Annotated in this window: 12 protein-coding genes; 9 read left to right on the top strand and 3 right to left on the bottom strand. The window is 74.0% G+C overall.

Going from position 1 to position 13,801, the window contains the following annotated elements:
- Nucleotides 1-102: 102 nt before the first annotated feature.
- Complete coding sequence (locus KIK08_RS07965; RefSeq protein WP_214402364.1) at nucleotides 103-318, bottom strand: dodecin; 216 nt, start codon at nucleotides 316-318, stop codon at nucleotides 103-105.
- 144 nt (nucleotides 319-462) lie between these two features.
- Between KIK08_RS07965 and KIK08_RS07960 the strand changes: the two genes are divergently transcribed.
- The 4 genes from KIK08_RS07960 to mmsB all read left to right on the top strand — a co-directional run bounded on the left by KIK08_RS07960 (nucleotide 463) and on the right by mmsB (nucleotide 5,331).
- Nucleotides 463-1,005: an SRPBCC family protein gene (locus KIK08_RS07960; RefSeq protein WP_214402363.1), complete on the top strand. Its 543-nt coding sequence runs from the start codon at nucleotides 463-465 to the stop codon at nucleotides 1,003-1,005.
- 292 nt (nucleotides 1,006-1,297) lie between these two features.
- The gene (gene chvE, locus KIK08_RS07955) at nucleotides 1,298-2,455 is read left to right on the top strand and encodes a multiple monosaccharide ABC transporter substrate-binding protein (RefSeq protein ID WP_214402362.1); all 1,158 of its coding nucleotides are present in this window, start codon (nucleotides 1,298-1,300) and stop codon (nucleotides 2,453-2,455) included.
- A gap of 99 nt (nucleotides 2,456-2,554) precedes the next feature.
- Nucleotides 2,555-4,093 (top strand): multiple monosaccharide ABC transporter ATP-binding protein, encoded by a 1,539-nt coding sequence (mmsA, locus tag KIK08_RS07950; protein ID WP_214402361.1) that lies wholly within the window; start codon nucleotides 2,555-2,557, stop codon nucleotides 4,091-4,093.
- Nucleotides 4,090-5,331, top strand: a complete 1,242-nt coding sequence (gene mmsB, locus KIK08_RS07945; RefSeq protein ID WP_214402360.1) for a multiple monosaccharide ABC transporter permease — start codon at nucleotides 4,090-4,092, stop codon at nucleotides 5,329-5,331. The genes mmsA and mmsB overlap by 4 nt, the downstream gene beginning before the upstream one ends.
- Before the next feature lie 75 nt (nucleotides 5,332-5,406).
- Here mmsB and KIK08_RS07940 read toward each other — a convergent pair whose 3' ends face one another.
- Nucleotides 5,407-6,099 (bottom strand): DUF998 domain-containing protein, encoded by a 693-nt coding sequence (locus tag KIK08_RS07940; protein WP_214402359.1) that lies wholly within the window; start codon nucleotides 6,097-6,099, stop codon nucleotides 5,407-5,409.
- Between the two features lie 306 nt (nucleotides 6,100-6,405).
- Here KIK08_RS07940 and KIK08_RS07935 point away from each other — a divergent pair, with 306 nt between their 5' ends.
- From KIK08_RS07935 to KIK08_RS07915, 5 genes are all read left to right on the top strand, one after another.
- Nucleotides 6,406-7,701 carry an MFS transporter gene (locus tag KIK08_RS07935; RefSeq protein WP_214402358.1) on the top strand — a complete coding sequence of 432 codons (1,296 nt, stop codon included), beginning with the start codon at nucleotides 6,406-6,408 and terminating at the stop codon, nucleotides 7,699-7,701.
- Between the two features lie 43 nt (nucleotides 7,702-7,744).
- Entirely contained in the window at nucleotides 7,745-8,542 is a 798-nt protein-coding gene (locus KIK08_RS07930) for an SDR family NAD(P)-dependent oxidoreductase (RefSeq protein ID WP_214402357.1), read from the top strand.
- A gap of 128 nt (nucleotides 8,543-8,670) precedes the next feature.
- On the top strand, nucleotides 8,671-9,372 hold the full coding sequence (locus KIK08_RS07925; protein WP_214402356.1) for an RNA polymerase sigma factor: 702 nt from the start codon (nucleotides 8,671-8,673) through the stop codon (nucleotides 9,370-9,372).
- On the top strand, nucleotides 9,372-9,863 hold the full coding sequence (locus KIK08_RS07920; RefSeq protein WP_214402355.1) for a hypothetical protein: 492 nt from the start codon (nucleotides 9,372-9,374) through the stop codon (nucleotides 9,861-9,863). The genes KIK08_RS07925 and KIK08_RS07920 overlap by 1 nt, the downstream gene beginning before the upstream one ends.
- 184 nt (nucleotides 9,864-10,047) lie before the next feature.
- The gene (locus KIK08_RS07915) at nucleotides 10,048-10,818 is read left to right on the top strand and encodes a C40 family peptidase (RefSeq protein ID WP_214402354.1); all 771 of its coding nucleotides are present in this window, start codon (nucleotides 10,048-10,050) and stop codon (nucleotides 10,816-10,818) included.
- On the opposite strand, the gene KIK08_RS07910 is transcribed toward KIK08_RS07915, so the two are convergent.
- Nucleotides 10,775-13,690 carry a LuxR C-terminal-related transcriptional regulator gene (locus tag KIK08_RS07910; protein WP_214402353.1) on the bottom strand — a complete coding sequence of 972 codons (2,916 nt, stop codon included), beginning with the start codon at nucleotides 13,688-13,690 and terminating at the stop codon, nucleotides 10,775-10,777. The genes KIK08_RS07915 and KIK08_RS07910 overlap by 44 nt on opposite strands.
- Between the last annotated feature and the right edge of the window lie 111 nt (nucleotides 13,691-13,801).

Here is a 13,801-nt window from a genome sequence, read left to right as displayed (position 1 = left end):
CGGTGGCGACGCCGAGCTGGTCGCGGTCGAGCGCGTCGAGCCAGGCCCGCGCCGCCGCGGCCATCGCGGCCGCGACGTCGCGGGCCGGCGCGCCCGCAGCGCTCAGCTGAGCTCCTCGAGCCGGAACCCGACCTTCAGGGTGACCTGGAAGTGCTTGATCCGGCCCTCGTCCAGGTGGCCGCGGATGGAGGTCGTCTCGAACCAGTCGAGGTTGCGCAGGGTCTTGGCAGACCGCTCGATGGCGGACCGGATGGCGTCGTCGACGCTGGTCGGTGACGTTCCCACGACCTCGGTGACGTGGTAGACGTGGTTGCTCATCGGGCTCCTTCGTCGGTCCGGTGCGTGTCCCGGGTCCAACTTCCCGGTCGTGGGCGGTCGGGGCAACTCCTGCCCGCGCCCCGTCGCGGGTCCGACGTGGTGCGGGTCGCGGTTCGGCGCCGGCACCGGCGGGAAGTCGGTGCCATGACCCGGTTCTCCGCCTCCACCGAATCGGTCGCCGTCGTCGCCGCCGACCGCTCGGCCATCTGGCGCGCGCTGACCGATCCCGACCTGCTGCCCCGGCTGACCCCGTTGCTGCGTCGCGTCGACGTCGACACCTCTGTCGACACCTCGGTCGACACCGATGCCGATGGGGACCGCTGGCGCTGGCACCTGGTCGGCATCGACGTGCTGGGGGTGGGCATCAGCCCGGTGTTCACCGAGCGGATGCGGTTCACGCCCGAGTCGCGCATCGACTACACCCACGAGCCCCCGCCCGGGGTCGTCGAGCAGGCCGGCGCCGAGGGCAGCTACGAGCTGTCGGACGCTCCCGCCGGCACCCGGCTCGCGATCCGGCTCGCGCTGCACGTCGAGCTGCCGCTGCCGCGGCTGGCCGGGCCGGCGGTGCGCCGGGTGATGGAGGCGACGATGCGGGTGATGGGCGACCGGTTCGCCGCTAACCTGCTCGAGCACCTGGCCCGCGAGGAGGCCGCGAGCACAGATCTACCGGTGAGTAGCCGTAGCTAGGGAGTTCCGTCGTCGGTAGCTCCGTTCGGCGTAGCGCGAGCCGACGGGCAGCGGATCCGTTCACCGACTCGTGACCTCGGCGCGGACCGCGTCCCGGTCGGCTGATCGAACCGATTCGCCGCAGGTCAACGCGGGATGATCAGCGTGTTACGCAGGCCTGTTACGCAACCGTGACGATCACGGTGTCGGGTCGGGGTTGACGTGCGGGTTGTTAGCGCTCACATTGGGCCCTCGTCACAGCACAGTCGCATGGCACGGTCAGCGGCGAATGCGTCTCGAGGAGGAGATGGGCTTGCGATTCTCAAGGCTCGGATCGGTCGCCGCGGCCGGCGTACTGGCGTTCGCGCTGGCTGCCTGCTCCGGCGGCGGCGCCGGTAGCGGCGGCGGTGCCCCGGAGGCCGGTGGCGCCACCCAGGCGCCGGAGGACCTGCTGGTCGGCGTGTCCATGCCGACCCAGACCTCGGAGCGGTGGATCGCCGACGGCAACTCCGTCAAGGAGCAGCTGGAGGCGGCCGGCTACAAGGTCGAGCTGCAGTACGCCAACGACGACATCCCGACCCAGTCCCAGCAGGTCGACCAGATGATCACCCAGGGCGCGGACCTGCTGGTCATCGCGGCCATCGACGGCACCGCGCTGAGCAGCCAGCTGCAGGCGGCCAAGGACTCCAACATCCCGGTCATCTCCTACGACCGGCTCATCCGCGACAGCCCGAACGTGGACTTCTACGTCACGTTCGACAACTTCCAGGTCGGCGTGGCCCAGGCCGACGCCCTGCTGACCGGCCTGGGGCTGAAGAACAAGGACGGCTCCGCCGGCACCGCGACCGGGCCGTTCAACATCGAGCTGTTCGCCGGCTCGCTCGACGACAACAACGCGTTCTTCTTCTTCAACGGCGCGATGTCGGTGCTGCAGCCGCTGATCGACAGCGGCCAGCTCGTCGTCAAGAGCGGCCAGACCAGCATCGAGCAGGCCGCGATCCTGCGCTGGCAGCAGGAGACCGCGCAGAAGCGCATGGAGGACCTGCTCACCGGGGCCTACAACGACGGCTCCAAGGTCAACGGCGTGCTCTCGCCCTACGACGGCCTCTCCCGCGGCATCATCACCGCGCTGCAGAACGCCGGCTACGGCGGCGCCGGCAACCCGATCCCGGTCGTGACCGGTCAGGACGCCGAGATCGCCTCGGTCAAGCTGATCAACGACGGCGTGCAGAGCTCGACGATCTTCAAGGACACCCGGCTGCTGGCCGAGCAGGCCGTCGTCGCGGCCAAGGCGTACCTGGGCGGCACCCAGCCCGAGGCCAACGACACCGAGACCTACGACAACGGGGTCAAGGTCGTCCCGTCCTACCTGCTGCCGATCGTCACGGTCTACAAGGACGACATCCAGAAGGAACTGATCGACTCGGAGTACTGGACGGCCGAAGAGGTCGCCAGCGGCCAGGCCGGCTGAGCGCCGACCGCACCGAACAACGGCCGGGTCCGGCAGCACGCGCTGCCGGGCCCGGCCGGCACCACATCCGACCGACCAGAGAACCGACGACGAGGTCCCATGGACGACGAGATCCTGCGCATGCGGGGCATCACCAAGACCTTCCCCGGCGTGACAGCGCTCGAGGACGTCAACCTCGCCGTCCGCCGCGGCGAGATCCACGCCATCTGCGGTGAGAACGGCGCCGGCAAGTCGACGCTGATGAAGGTCCTCTCCGGGGTGCACCCGACCGGGAGCTACGACGGCGAGATCACCTTCGACGGGCAGCCGGTGCGCTTCGCCGGGATCCGCGACAGCGAGCACGTCGGCATCGTGATCATCCACCAGGAGCTGGCGCTGGTGCCGCACCTGTCGATCGCGGAGAACATCTTCCTGGGCAACGAGGTCACCGGGCGCGGCGGGCTCATCGACTGGAACAAGGCCAACGCCGAGGCCCGGCGACTGCTCGACGAGGTCGGGCTGGCCGAGAACGCGGTCACCCCGGTCGGCCAGCTCGGCGTGGGCAAGCAGCAGCTGGTGGAGATCGCCAAGGCGCTGTCGAAGGACGTCAAGCTGCTGATCCTCGACGAGCCGACGGCCGCGCTCAACGACACCGACTCGGCGCACCTGCTCGGCCTGCTGCGCGCGCTCAAGGAGCGCGGCATCACCTGCATCATGATCTCGCACAAGCTCAACGAGATCGTCAGCGTCGCCGACCGCACCACCGTCATCCGCGACGGCCGCACGGTCGAGACCATGGACATGAGCGAACCCGACGCCGGCCAGGACCGGATCATCCGCGGGATGGTCGGGCGCGACCTGGACAGCTTCTACCCCGACCGCGAGTCCGAGGTCGGGGAGGAGGTGCTGCGGATCGAGGACTGGACGGTCTGGCACCCCACCCAGGACCGCAAGGTCGTCGACGGCGCCTCGCTGACCGTGCGGGCAGGCGAGGTCGTCGGCATCGCCGGGCTGATGGGCGCCGGGCGCACCGAGCTGGCGATGAGCGTGTTCGGCCGCTCCTACGGGCGCAACATCTCGGGCCGGGTCTTCGTGCGCGGCGAGGAGGTCCGGGCCCGCACCGTCGCCGAGGCCATCGAGCACGGCATCGCGTACGCGACCGAGGACCGCAAGCGCTACGGCCTCAACCTCATCGAGGACATCCGGCGCAACATCTCGGCGGCCGCGCTGGGCAAGCTGTCGCGGCGCGGCTGGGTCAACGCCAACGAGGAGACCAAGGTCGCCGAGGACAGCCGGCGGGCCATGAACATCAAGGCGCCCACGGTGATGAGCATCGTGGGCAAGCTGTCCGGGGGGAACCAGCAGAAGGTCGTGCTGAGCAAGTGGTTGTTCACCGACCCCGAGGTGCTGATCCTGGACGAGCCGACGCGCGGCATCGACGTCGGCGCCAAGTACGAGATCTACACGATCGTCAACAAGCTGGTCGCGTCCGGGAAGGCGGTGCTGGTGATCTCCTCGGAGTTGCCCGAGCTGCTCGGCATCTGCGACCGCATCTACACGTTGTCCGCCGGGCGGATCACCGGTGAGGTTCCGGTCGGCGACGCGACCCAGGAGGGCCTGATGGCCCTGATGACGAAGGACCGGGAGCTCGCCGGATGACCCAGACCGCGCCCAAGGCGGACCCCTCCCAGGAGGCCGCGCCCGCCGCCGCCCTGCACACCGGGAGCAGCGACATCCGCGCGCTGCTCACCCGCAACCTGCGCCAGAGCGGCATCTACATCGCGTTCGTGGCGATCGTCGCGCTGTTCGCGATCCTGACCGGCGGCACGTCGCTCAGCCCGATCAACATCACCAACATCGTCCTGCAGTACTCCTACATCCTGGTGCTGGCCATCGGGATGGTCATCGTGATCATCGCCGGGCACATCGACCTGTCGGTCGGCTCGGTGGTCGCGCTGACCGGCGCGGTCTCCGCGGTGCTGGTCATCGGGCAGGGCCTGCCCTGGTGGGTGGGCATCCTCGCGGCGCTCGCGGTCGGCCTGGTGGTCGGCGCGTGGCACGGGTTCTGGGTCGCCTACGTGGGCATCCCGGCGTTCATCGTGACCCTGGCCGGCATGCTGCTGTTCCGCGGCCTGACGCTGCGGGTGCTGGACAACATCTCGCTGTCCCCGTTCACCCCGGAGTACCAGGTCGTCGCCAGCGGCTTCCTCAACGGCCTGCTCGGCGGGGAGGGCTTCGACGCGTTCACCCTGCTGATCGGCGCGATCGCGGTGGCGGGCTACGCGGTCAGCGGCTTCCGCACCCGGGTCGCCCGGATCACCTACATGCAGCCGGTGGAGTCGTTCCCGCTGTTCGTGACGCGGGTCGTGCTGGTCGGCGCGGTCGTGATGGCCTTCGCCTGGCAGCTCGCGCACGCCCGCGGCCTGCCCGTCGTCCTGATCATCCTGGCCGCTCTCGTGCTGGCCTACGGCGTCATCACCCGGCGCACGGTGTTCGGGCGCCAGGTCTACGCCATCGGCGGCAACCTGTCGGCGGCCCAGCTGTCGGGCGTGCGGGTCCGGACGGTCAACTTCTGGATCTTCGTCAACATGGGCCTGCTGTCCGCGATCGCGGGCATCATCTACTCCTCGCGGTCCAACGGCGCCCAGCCCGCGGCGGGCAACATGTTCGAGCTGGACGCCATCGCCGCGGCGTTCATCGGCGGCGCGGCCGTGACCGGTGGCGTGGGCACCGTGGTCGGGGCCATGGTCGGTGGTCTGATCATGGCCGTGATGAGCAACGGCATGCAGCTCATGGGCGTCGACCAGTCGATCCAGTCGGTGGTCAAGGGCCTGGTGCTGCTGCTGGCGGTCGCGTTCGACATCTACAACAAGCGCCGCGGCGCCGGGGCGCGCTGACGGTCCTCGCCCCCACGGGCGCGCCCGGGTCCCGGTGGACCCGGGCGCGCCCGTGCCGTACCGATCGACCGCTGGTCACCCGGCGAACCGGAGGTCGCCGACCGCGTCGGCACCCGTCCGTGCCCCCGCCCGTCGCCACAGGTGCGCGGCCAGCACGCTCACCCAGATCCACGGTGCCACCAGGAAGACCACCGCGATGGCGTACGGGTAGCCGCCCGCGGCGGCGCCGACGGCCAGCGCGGCCGCGAACGTCACCGGTACGGCGCACGCGTAGAGCCCGTGGAACCACGCCCAGCCCCGGCGCCCGGTGGCCGCGGAGTGCGCCGCGAGCACCACGATCGTCGCGACCAGCAGCACGGTGCTGACGCCGCGCGAGGCGTTCTGGACGGCTCCCTGCCAGGTGGCCGTCGCCATCGCGGGGGCGGCGCCGGGCGGGAAGCCGGCCGCCGGGTCCGCGGTGAGCGCGCCGCCGACGACGTACGCCGCGCCGAACAGCCCGAGCAGGCGTGGACCCCAGGTCGCGCCCCGACCCGGCCGCAGCACGCGCGCGGCCCCCACCGCGAACAGCATCGTGAGCGCCCCGACCAGCAGCATGTCGGCCCGGTGGACCCAGCCCAGGTCCCCGGCGGTGAGCGCGGTGAAGCGGTGGCGGGCCAGGTCGAACCCGTCGCGGGTCAACGCCTGGGCCAGCGCCACCGCCACGTACACCGGCCCGGCCACGACACCGCACGCCAGCAGCGCCCGCGTGGGCAGCACCCGATCCGTCATCCCGTGCCTCCGATCGACCGGCATTCCCTGCCCGCGATCGTGGCCGCTCCGACCGGGTCCGCGCGTCGGGCGGCGGAGGTATCCGCGCCGTCGTCGGCGGGACGTACGTGCTCCCCGGGACGTACGGGCCGCCGGCGCGCAGCCGGTCCTCCAGGACTCCGGCCCGAGCCCCCGCCGGGTCGTCGCGCGCTGGTCTTCCACCCCACGCAAGACGACCTTGACGGCCGCCGCCGGACGGGTCAGGCTCACCGCACAGGTTTTCGGACGGTTGTCCGCACAGCGGACACCTGGCAGTCGGGAGCTTCGATGGCGCAGCCGGCGGTCTCCGGTGAGCAGGGCGCACGTGACGGCGGGGGAGGGGCGGCCCGGGCACCGGCCGACGGCGGGGTGAGCCGGGCCGCGGTGATCGGCCTCGCCGTGCTGTGCGTGTCCTACATGCTCAACGCGATGGACCGGCAGGTCTTCTACCCGCTGGTGCCCCCGATCCGCGAGGAGTTCGGCTTCTCGCTCGACCAGGCCGGCCTGCTGGCCACCGGGTTCACCCTCGGCCTCGCGCTGACCGGCCTGCCGGCGGGCTACCTGCTCGACCGGATGTCGCGCCGCACGATCGTCGTGGTCAGCGTGCTGGTCTACTCGCTGGGCACCGTGGCCATCCCGCTCGCCTCCGGCTTCGTCGACATGGCGGTCTACCGGCTGCTCTCCGGCATCGGCGAGGGCGTGCAGGCCACCGCGATCTACGCGATCATCGGCGCCTACTTCTTCCACCGCAGGGCGCTGGCCGCCGGGTTCATCGGGCTGGCGTTCGGGCTGGGCGTGTTCCTCGGGCCGGTGGTCGGGCAGGCGCTGGTCGGGGCGAGCGGCACCTGGCGCACCCCCTTCTACGTCTTCGGCGCCGCCGGGCTGGTGATGGCCGCGGTGCTGCTGGTCGCCGTGCCGCGGTCGATGAGCGAAGCGGTCACCGGCCGCGCGGGCACCGCCGACACCGCCAGCTACGACCACGTGCCGGCCAGCCCCTACAACCGCAGCGCGCTCGGCCTGGGCATCACCTCCGCCGTCTCGGGACTGGTGTTCTACGGCTTCCTCGGGCTCTACCCGACGTTCCTGCGCGAGCAGCTGAGCTTCGGGCCCGGCGAGGCCGCGCTGGCCGCGTCGCTGGTCGGGTTCGGCGCGATGACCGCGCTGCCGGTGGGCTGGCTGGCCGACCGGGTCGACCAGCGGCTGCTGCTCGCCGTGGGGTTCGTCGGCTCCGCGGTGACCGCGCTGCTGGCCTACCAGGTGGCCGACGGCGTCGGCGCCCAGTACGTGCTCGCGTTCCTGATGGGCACCTTCGCCAGCGGCGTGCTGTTCACCAACTGCAGCACCGCGTTGCAGCGGGCGGTGCGCCCCGAGCACGTGGGGCGGGGCGCCGGGCTGTTCATCCTCAGCTACTACGTGGCCGCCGCGGTGTCCGGGCTGCTGTTCGCCCGGCTGGTGGCCGGCATGGGCTGGGCGGGCGCCGGGCTGGTGCAGCTCACCCTGCTGCCGGTCGTCGGGCTGCTGGCGCTGGCGCTGGTGGACCCGAAGCGGATGATCGTGCCGCCGCGGGTGCGCGCGCGGGGCTGAGCCGCGGCGCCGACCGGCCCGGCGGGGCGGCAGACTGATCGACATGGATCTGCAGCTGACGGGCAAGCGCGCGATCGTGACGGGCGGGAGCCGGGGGATCGGCTTCGCGGTGGCCGCCGCGCTGGCCGCGGAGGGCGCCGACGTGGCGCTGGTGGCGCGCGACGCGGGGGCGCTGGCGGAGGCCGCCGGGCGGCTGGCCGGTTCCGGGGGCCGCGTCCTCGCGCTGCCCGCCGACACCACCGACGACGCGTCGGTCCGGGCGATGGTCGACGCCGTGGTGGCCGATCTCGGCGGGGTGGACGTGCTGGTCAACGCGGCGGCGATGCCGGCGGGCACCATCAGCGGCGAGACCGCGGCCACGACCTCCGACGAGGTGATGCGCGAGCAGTTCGAGACCAAGGTCCTGGGCTACCTGCGCTGCGCGCGGGCCGTGGCGCCGCTGATGGTGGCGGCGGGCTGGGGGCGCATTGTCAACGTCAGCGGGCTCAACGCCCGCAGCTCCTCGTCGCTGGTCGGCTCGGTGCGCAACGTCGCCGTCGCGGCGATGACCGCCGCGCTGGCCGAGGAGCTGGGCCCGAAGGGCGTCAACGTGACCGTGGTGCACCCCGGGCTCACCGTCACCGAGCGCACCCCGGCGCTGGTGGCCGCCCGCGCCGAGCGCGAGGGCGTCGACCAGGCCGAGGCGCTGGCCCGGTTCGCGCGCAGCACCACGATCGGCCGGCTGGTCACCGCCGAGGAGGTCGCCGACGTGGTCGCGTTCCTGGCCTCGCCGCGCAGCGCGGCCGTCAACGGCGACGCGGTGGCGGTCGGCGGCGGGCAGCCCGGCGTGATCCACTACTGATCCCGCGGCGCGGCGCACCCTGGGGTGGCCCGCGCGTACGGGGGCCGATCATCCCGGGGTTTCTCCGGAATCCGTGCGGGGCCGGGGCTCCCTACGGTCTGTCACGACCGACGGGGGAGCACACCGACATGCTGTGGACCGAACGCACCACCACCGAGCTGGTCGCCGCGGCGCGCGCCGGCGACCAGCGCGCCTGGACCGAGATCATGGCGCGCTTCGGGGGCCTGGTGCGCAGCGTGGTCGGCTCGTTCCGGCTGCAGGACGCCGACACGGCCGACGCGGTCCAGAACACCTGGCTGCGCGCCGTCGAGCGGCTGGACACGGTCCGCGAGCCCGAGCGCCTGGGCGGCTGGCTGCGCACCACGGCGCGGCGCGAGTGCCTGGCCCTGCCGGCGCTCACCCGGCGCGAGGTACCCGACGAGATCCTGACCGACCAGATCGTCGAGTCCACGCCCGGTCCGGAGGCGGCCTTCCTCGACGACGAGGCGAGCCGGGCCGTGCGGGAGGCGGTCGACGCACTGAGCGGGCGGCGCCGGCGCCTGGTCGACGCCCTGTTCTACGAGCAGCACGGCGACTACTCGGTCGTCTCCCGGCTCACCGAGATGCCGGTCGGCAGCATCGGGCCCACCCGGGCCCGCGTCCTCGGCGCGCTGCGCACCACCCTGGAGCGCACCGGCTTCGGACCGGCCGGGGTCGAAGGAGGGGGCCCGCGCGTCGTCCCGGACCGACGCGGGCCCCGCCCGCGACCCGTGCCGCTGCGCCCCGTCCCCGCCGCGGTGCCGGCACCCGTCCCCGCCGCCGGGCGGCCGCTGCCGCTGGCCGTCGGCTAGTGCCCGCCGTGTCCCGCCCGACTCCCCGCCCGCTGCCGCCCGGTGCGGCCGCGGTGGTACCCCGGATCGTCGGCCCGGCCAGCTGGCCGGCCTGCGCGGCGCCCCCGCAGTTCCGGGTGGACGCCGCGGGCCTGCCGCTGTGGATGGTCGAGATGGCCACCTCCCGCGCGCTGATGGAGTCCATCGAGGACCGTTCGGGCGACAACTACTACTTCGGCGGCGAGGTCGAGGGCGTCTTCGGCACCGGCGACCGGTGGACCGTGCCCGACCAGGCCTGGCGGCGTCTGGGCGCCGCCGGCCTGCTGTACTACCGGCTGGTCGCCTACGACCAGGGCGGTATCGGCGGCTGTACGTTCTCGGTCGACGACCAGCACCTGGGCGAGCTGCCGCGGCTGATGGTCGCCGCCGCCGACGGCGGACCCCGCTGCGCCCGTCCGGCCGCGGCGCCGACCGCCCGTCCGAGGGGGTTGGCCGGTGACCGCCCGGCGTGAACCGCACACCCCCGCAGGGCGCTGGGTGGATCCGCCGTCCGCCACGGCGTTCTATGGTTCGGGGGACGACGACCCCCGCGCCCCGGTGCGCGACGCCGTCGCGAGCACCACCCCGTCCCCGTCGCCCGGCGCGCGCTCCCCGTGCCCGCGCCCGCGGCCGGGCCCGTCCCGCAGGAGCACATCGATGGCCGCGAAGATCCCACACCGCCGCGACGTCCCGCCGGCCCTGTCCCTCGACCACGTCACGACCGAGCGGGTCCCCGGCGGTCGGACGGCCGCCGCGGTCCGACCGGGTGACTTCCTGCTCAGCCGCGCGCACGGCTTCCGGCACTCGCTGATCCGGTTCGGCCAGGCCCGCCGCCTCGGCCGCGACCACCGCAGCTACCGGGAGTACACGCACGCGGCGCTGATCATCTCCGCGGAGGGCGACCTCGTCGAGGCCGTCGGCTCCGGCGTGCGCCACTCGACGCTGGCCGCCTACGTCGACGAGCAGTACACGATCGTGCACATCGACGCCTCCGCCGAGGACCGCCAGCAGATCGTCGACGTGGCGGTCGACATCCTCGCGCGCAAGGCCCGCTACAGCGCACTGTCCACCGTGAGCATCGCGCTGTGGGCGTTCCTGGGTTGGCGGATCACCTTCTTCATGGACGGCACCTACACGTGCTCGGGCCTGGTCGCCCGGTGCCTGCTGGCGGTCGGCGCGGTCTTCGACCAGGACGTCGTGAAGGTGACGCCGGCCCAGCTGGCCATCTCGTTCCGGGCCCCGACGCCGACGCGCGGGAAGGCCGGACCCCGCCGGGCGGTGGCGGGGCCCGTCGAGCCGGTGGTGCTGGCGGACGTGGAGCCACCGGCCGCGCCGGTCGGGGAGCCGGCGGTGGTGGGCGCCGACGGGGCGGGGGAGAAGCCGGTCAGGCCATGGCGGGGGGTCTGGCCGCGGCGGGACCGGGGCTGAGCGCCGCGTCCGGCGCCGCCGCGGGTCGCCGGGCGGGCGGCGGGGTGGCTCGCGCCGATGTCGTCGACCGCTGCCGCGGCGCCGTCGACGGGCGCGGCGCCGCGGGGGAGCGCTGCGCCGGAGCGGGCTCCGGCTCGTGGCCCGCCATCATCCGCCGGGCCAGCTCGACCCGGGAGCGGATGCCGAGCTTGCGGTAGATGTTGGACAGGTGGTACTCGATCGTCTTCGCCGACAGGAACAGCCGGGTCGCGGCCTCGGAGTTGGTGGCCCCGTCCGCGACGACGGTGGCCACCTGCAGCTCCTGCGGGGTGAGGCGCTCGGTGGCGCTGGGCGCGGCCTTGCGCGAGGTCATCCCGGTGGCCTGCAGCTCGGCCTCGGCGCGGCGGGCCCACGGTGCGGCGCCCAGCCGGGTGAAGGTGGCCAGCGCGGCGGCCAGGTGCGGGCGGGCGTCCACCCGGCGCTGCTGGCGGCGCAGGAACTCGCCGTAGCAGAGCTGGGTGCGGGCCTGCTCGAACGGCCGCCCCGCCGAGGTGTGCCAGCGCAGCGCCTCCTCGAAGGCCAGCGCGCCCTCCTCGTCGGAGGAGGCCAGCAGGGCCCGGCAGCGGGCGTCGACGGCCATCGCGTTCGGCGCCCCGGTGCGCTCGGCCTCGCGCGCCGCCGCGAGCGCCGCGGTCCGGGCCTGCTCGACGCGCCCGCAGCGGGCCAGCGCCTCGGTCAGGTCGCCGGCCCAGCTGAACAGCACCCGTTCGCCGATCCGGTGGGCCAGCGCGAACCCGCCGGCGACCTCGAGGTGCTCGGCGGCCTGCTCGGGGTTGCCCGCCCCGAGCTCCAGCAGCCCCAGCACCCGCGCGGCGTGCGCGGCGAAGATCCCCGAGTCGGACTGGCCGGTGCCCAGGCGGGCGGCCTGCTCGGCGTGCGCCCTGGCGGCGTCGGCGTCGCCGAGCGCGGCCTCGACGGTGGCCTGCACGATGAGGCCGTTGGGCAGCTCGGTGGCCCAGCCGGTCTCCTCGGCGAGCGCGACCGCGGCCTGGGCGTGGGCCAGCGCGCTGACCCACTCGCCGTCGCGCCAGCACTGCCAGGCCAGCCAGGACAGCTGGAACGGCAGCAGCCCGACGGCCTGGGCGTTGCGGGTGGCGCGCACCGCGCCCTCCAGCAGCGCCCGCGCCTGCGCGCCCTGCTCGATGCTGGCGTAGGCGCTGGAGGCCAGGACCGGGAGCTGGTCGATCGAGAGCGGGTCGGACGTGCGCAGGTGCGGTGCGCAGCGCTCCAGCAGCGCCCGCGCCGGGGCCGGGTCGTCGTTCATCGCGATGGTCACCGCGCGCACGACCAGCACCTGCAGCGCCTGCTCGTCGGGCAGGTGCCGCACCAGGTGCGCGGCGCGGGCGGCCATGTCGCCCGCGGCGCGCTGGTCGCCGAGCACGATGCTGACCACGGCGGCCTGGCTGAGCATCATCGCCGCCCACTCCGGCGCCCTGGCCCCGGTGCGCTCGGCGAGGTCGAGCAGTTGGTCGCGGGCCCGGGCGGGCTGCCCGCTCCACATCTGGATGCGGCACTGCAGGTGCTGGGCCGCGGTGAGCAGGTCCTCGTCCTCGGTCTCGGCGATGGCCGCCTCCAGCAGGGGGGCGACGACGTCGAGGGTGCCGGCGGCCTGCCCGGCGAACGCGGCCTCCAGGATGCGCCCGGCGCGGTCGGAGCCGGGCGGGCTGAGCCGGGCGGCCTTCTCGAACAGCACCGCCGCGGTGGTGTGGCTGTGGCGCGCGGCGGCGGTGCGGGCGGATTCGGCGAGCTGGGCGGCGACCGACTCGTCCGGGCCGGCGGTGGCCGCGGCCAGGTGGAACGCCCGGCGCTCGGCGGCACCGGGGGCGGAGCGCCCGGAGTACACCTCGACCAGGGTGCGGTGCGCGGAGCGCTTGGTGGCCGGCGACACCGAGTGGTAGACCGCGCTGCACACCAGCGGGTGGGTGAACGCCGTGGTGCCCGACTCCTGCAGCACCAGGCCGGTGTCCTCGGCGGGCTCCAGGTCGGTGCGGTCCAGGCCGCGCTGGGCCAGCGCCGCGTCGAGCATGTCGCCGGCCCGCCCGGCCACCGCGAGCAGCAGCAGCGCGTCGCGGGTGCGCGCGGGCAGCCCGACCAGCCGGCGGCCGTAGGCGCGCAGCAGCCGCGCCGAGAGCTGCAGCGGCTCGTCCAGGACGTCGGCGCTGTTGGCGGCGGTCATCTCCAGCAGGGCCAGCGGGTTGCCGGTGGCGGCCTCCCACGCCGCGACCGACAGCGTGCCGCGCTCGGCGGTCAGCTCGCGGGCCGAGGCCAGGTCCAGGCCCTCGACGCGGATCTGCTCGATCGGCTCCAGCCACTGCTCGACGACGGGCAGGACGTCGGCCTCCGACCGCGCGGTCATCACGACCGCGACGCGCTCGGCGTGCAGCCTGCGCAGCGCGAAGAACAGCGTCTCCAAGGAGGGCATGTCGAACAGGTGCACGTCGTCGACGGCCAGCAGCACGGGGCCGTGGTCGGCGGCCGCGGCCAGCGCGGCCAGCGTGGCCGGGCCCACGGCGAGCCGGTCGCCGTGCACCGCCGGGCCCAGGTTCAGCGCGCCCTCCAGCGCGGAGACCTGCGCATCGGCCAGCTGCGGGACCGTGGCCAGCAGCGGGCCGACCACCATCGACAGCGCCGCGAACGGGATCTCCCGCTCGGCCTCGTGCCCGGCCGCCCGGACCACGCGGAAGCCACCGGCCCGCTCGGCGACGTACTCCAGCAGGCAGGTCTTACCGATCCCGGGATCTCCGCGCAGCGCCACGACGCGTGGGTTGCCCGCTGCCGCGGCAGCCAGGACGTCGTCGAGCCGGCCGCACTCCCCGCCGCGGCCCACCAGCACGCGGGGAGGCTAGCACGGTCCGTGACGGGCGGGTCGCCCGTACGGGTGCGCGGATGTGAGCGCGCACACCTGGGCACGGCGACCCGGGTGAGTGCCCGGAGGCCTGTTCGG

This window comes from Pseudonocardia lacus (genome assembly GCF_018531445.1).
GTDB lineage: Bacteria > Actinomycetota > Actinomycetes > Mycobacteriales > Pseudonocardiaceae > Pseudonocardia > Pseudonocardia lacus.
Note: the sequence above shows the minus strand (reverse complement) of the source record. Positions and strands in the feature narration are given on the sequence as shown.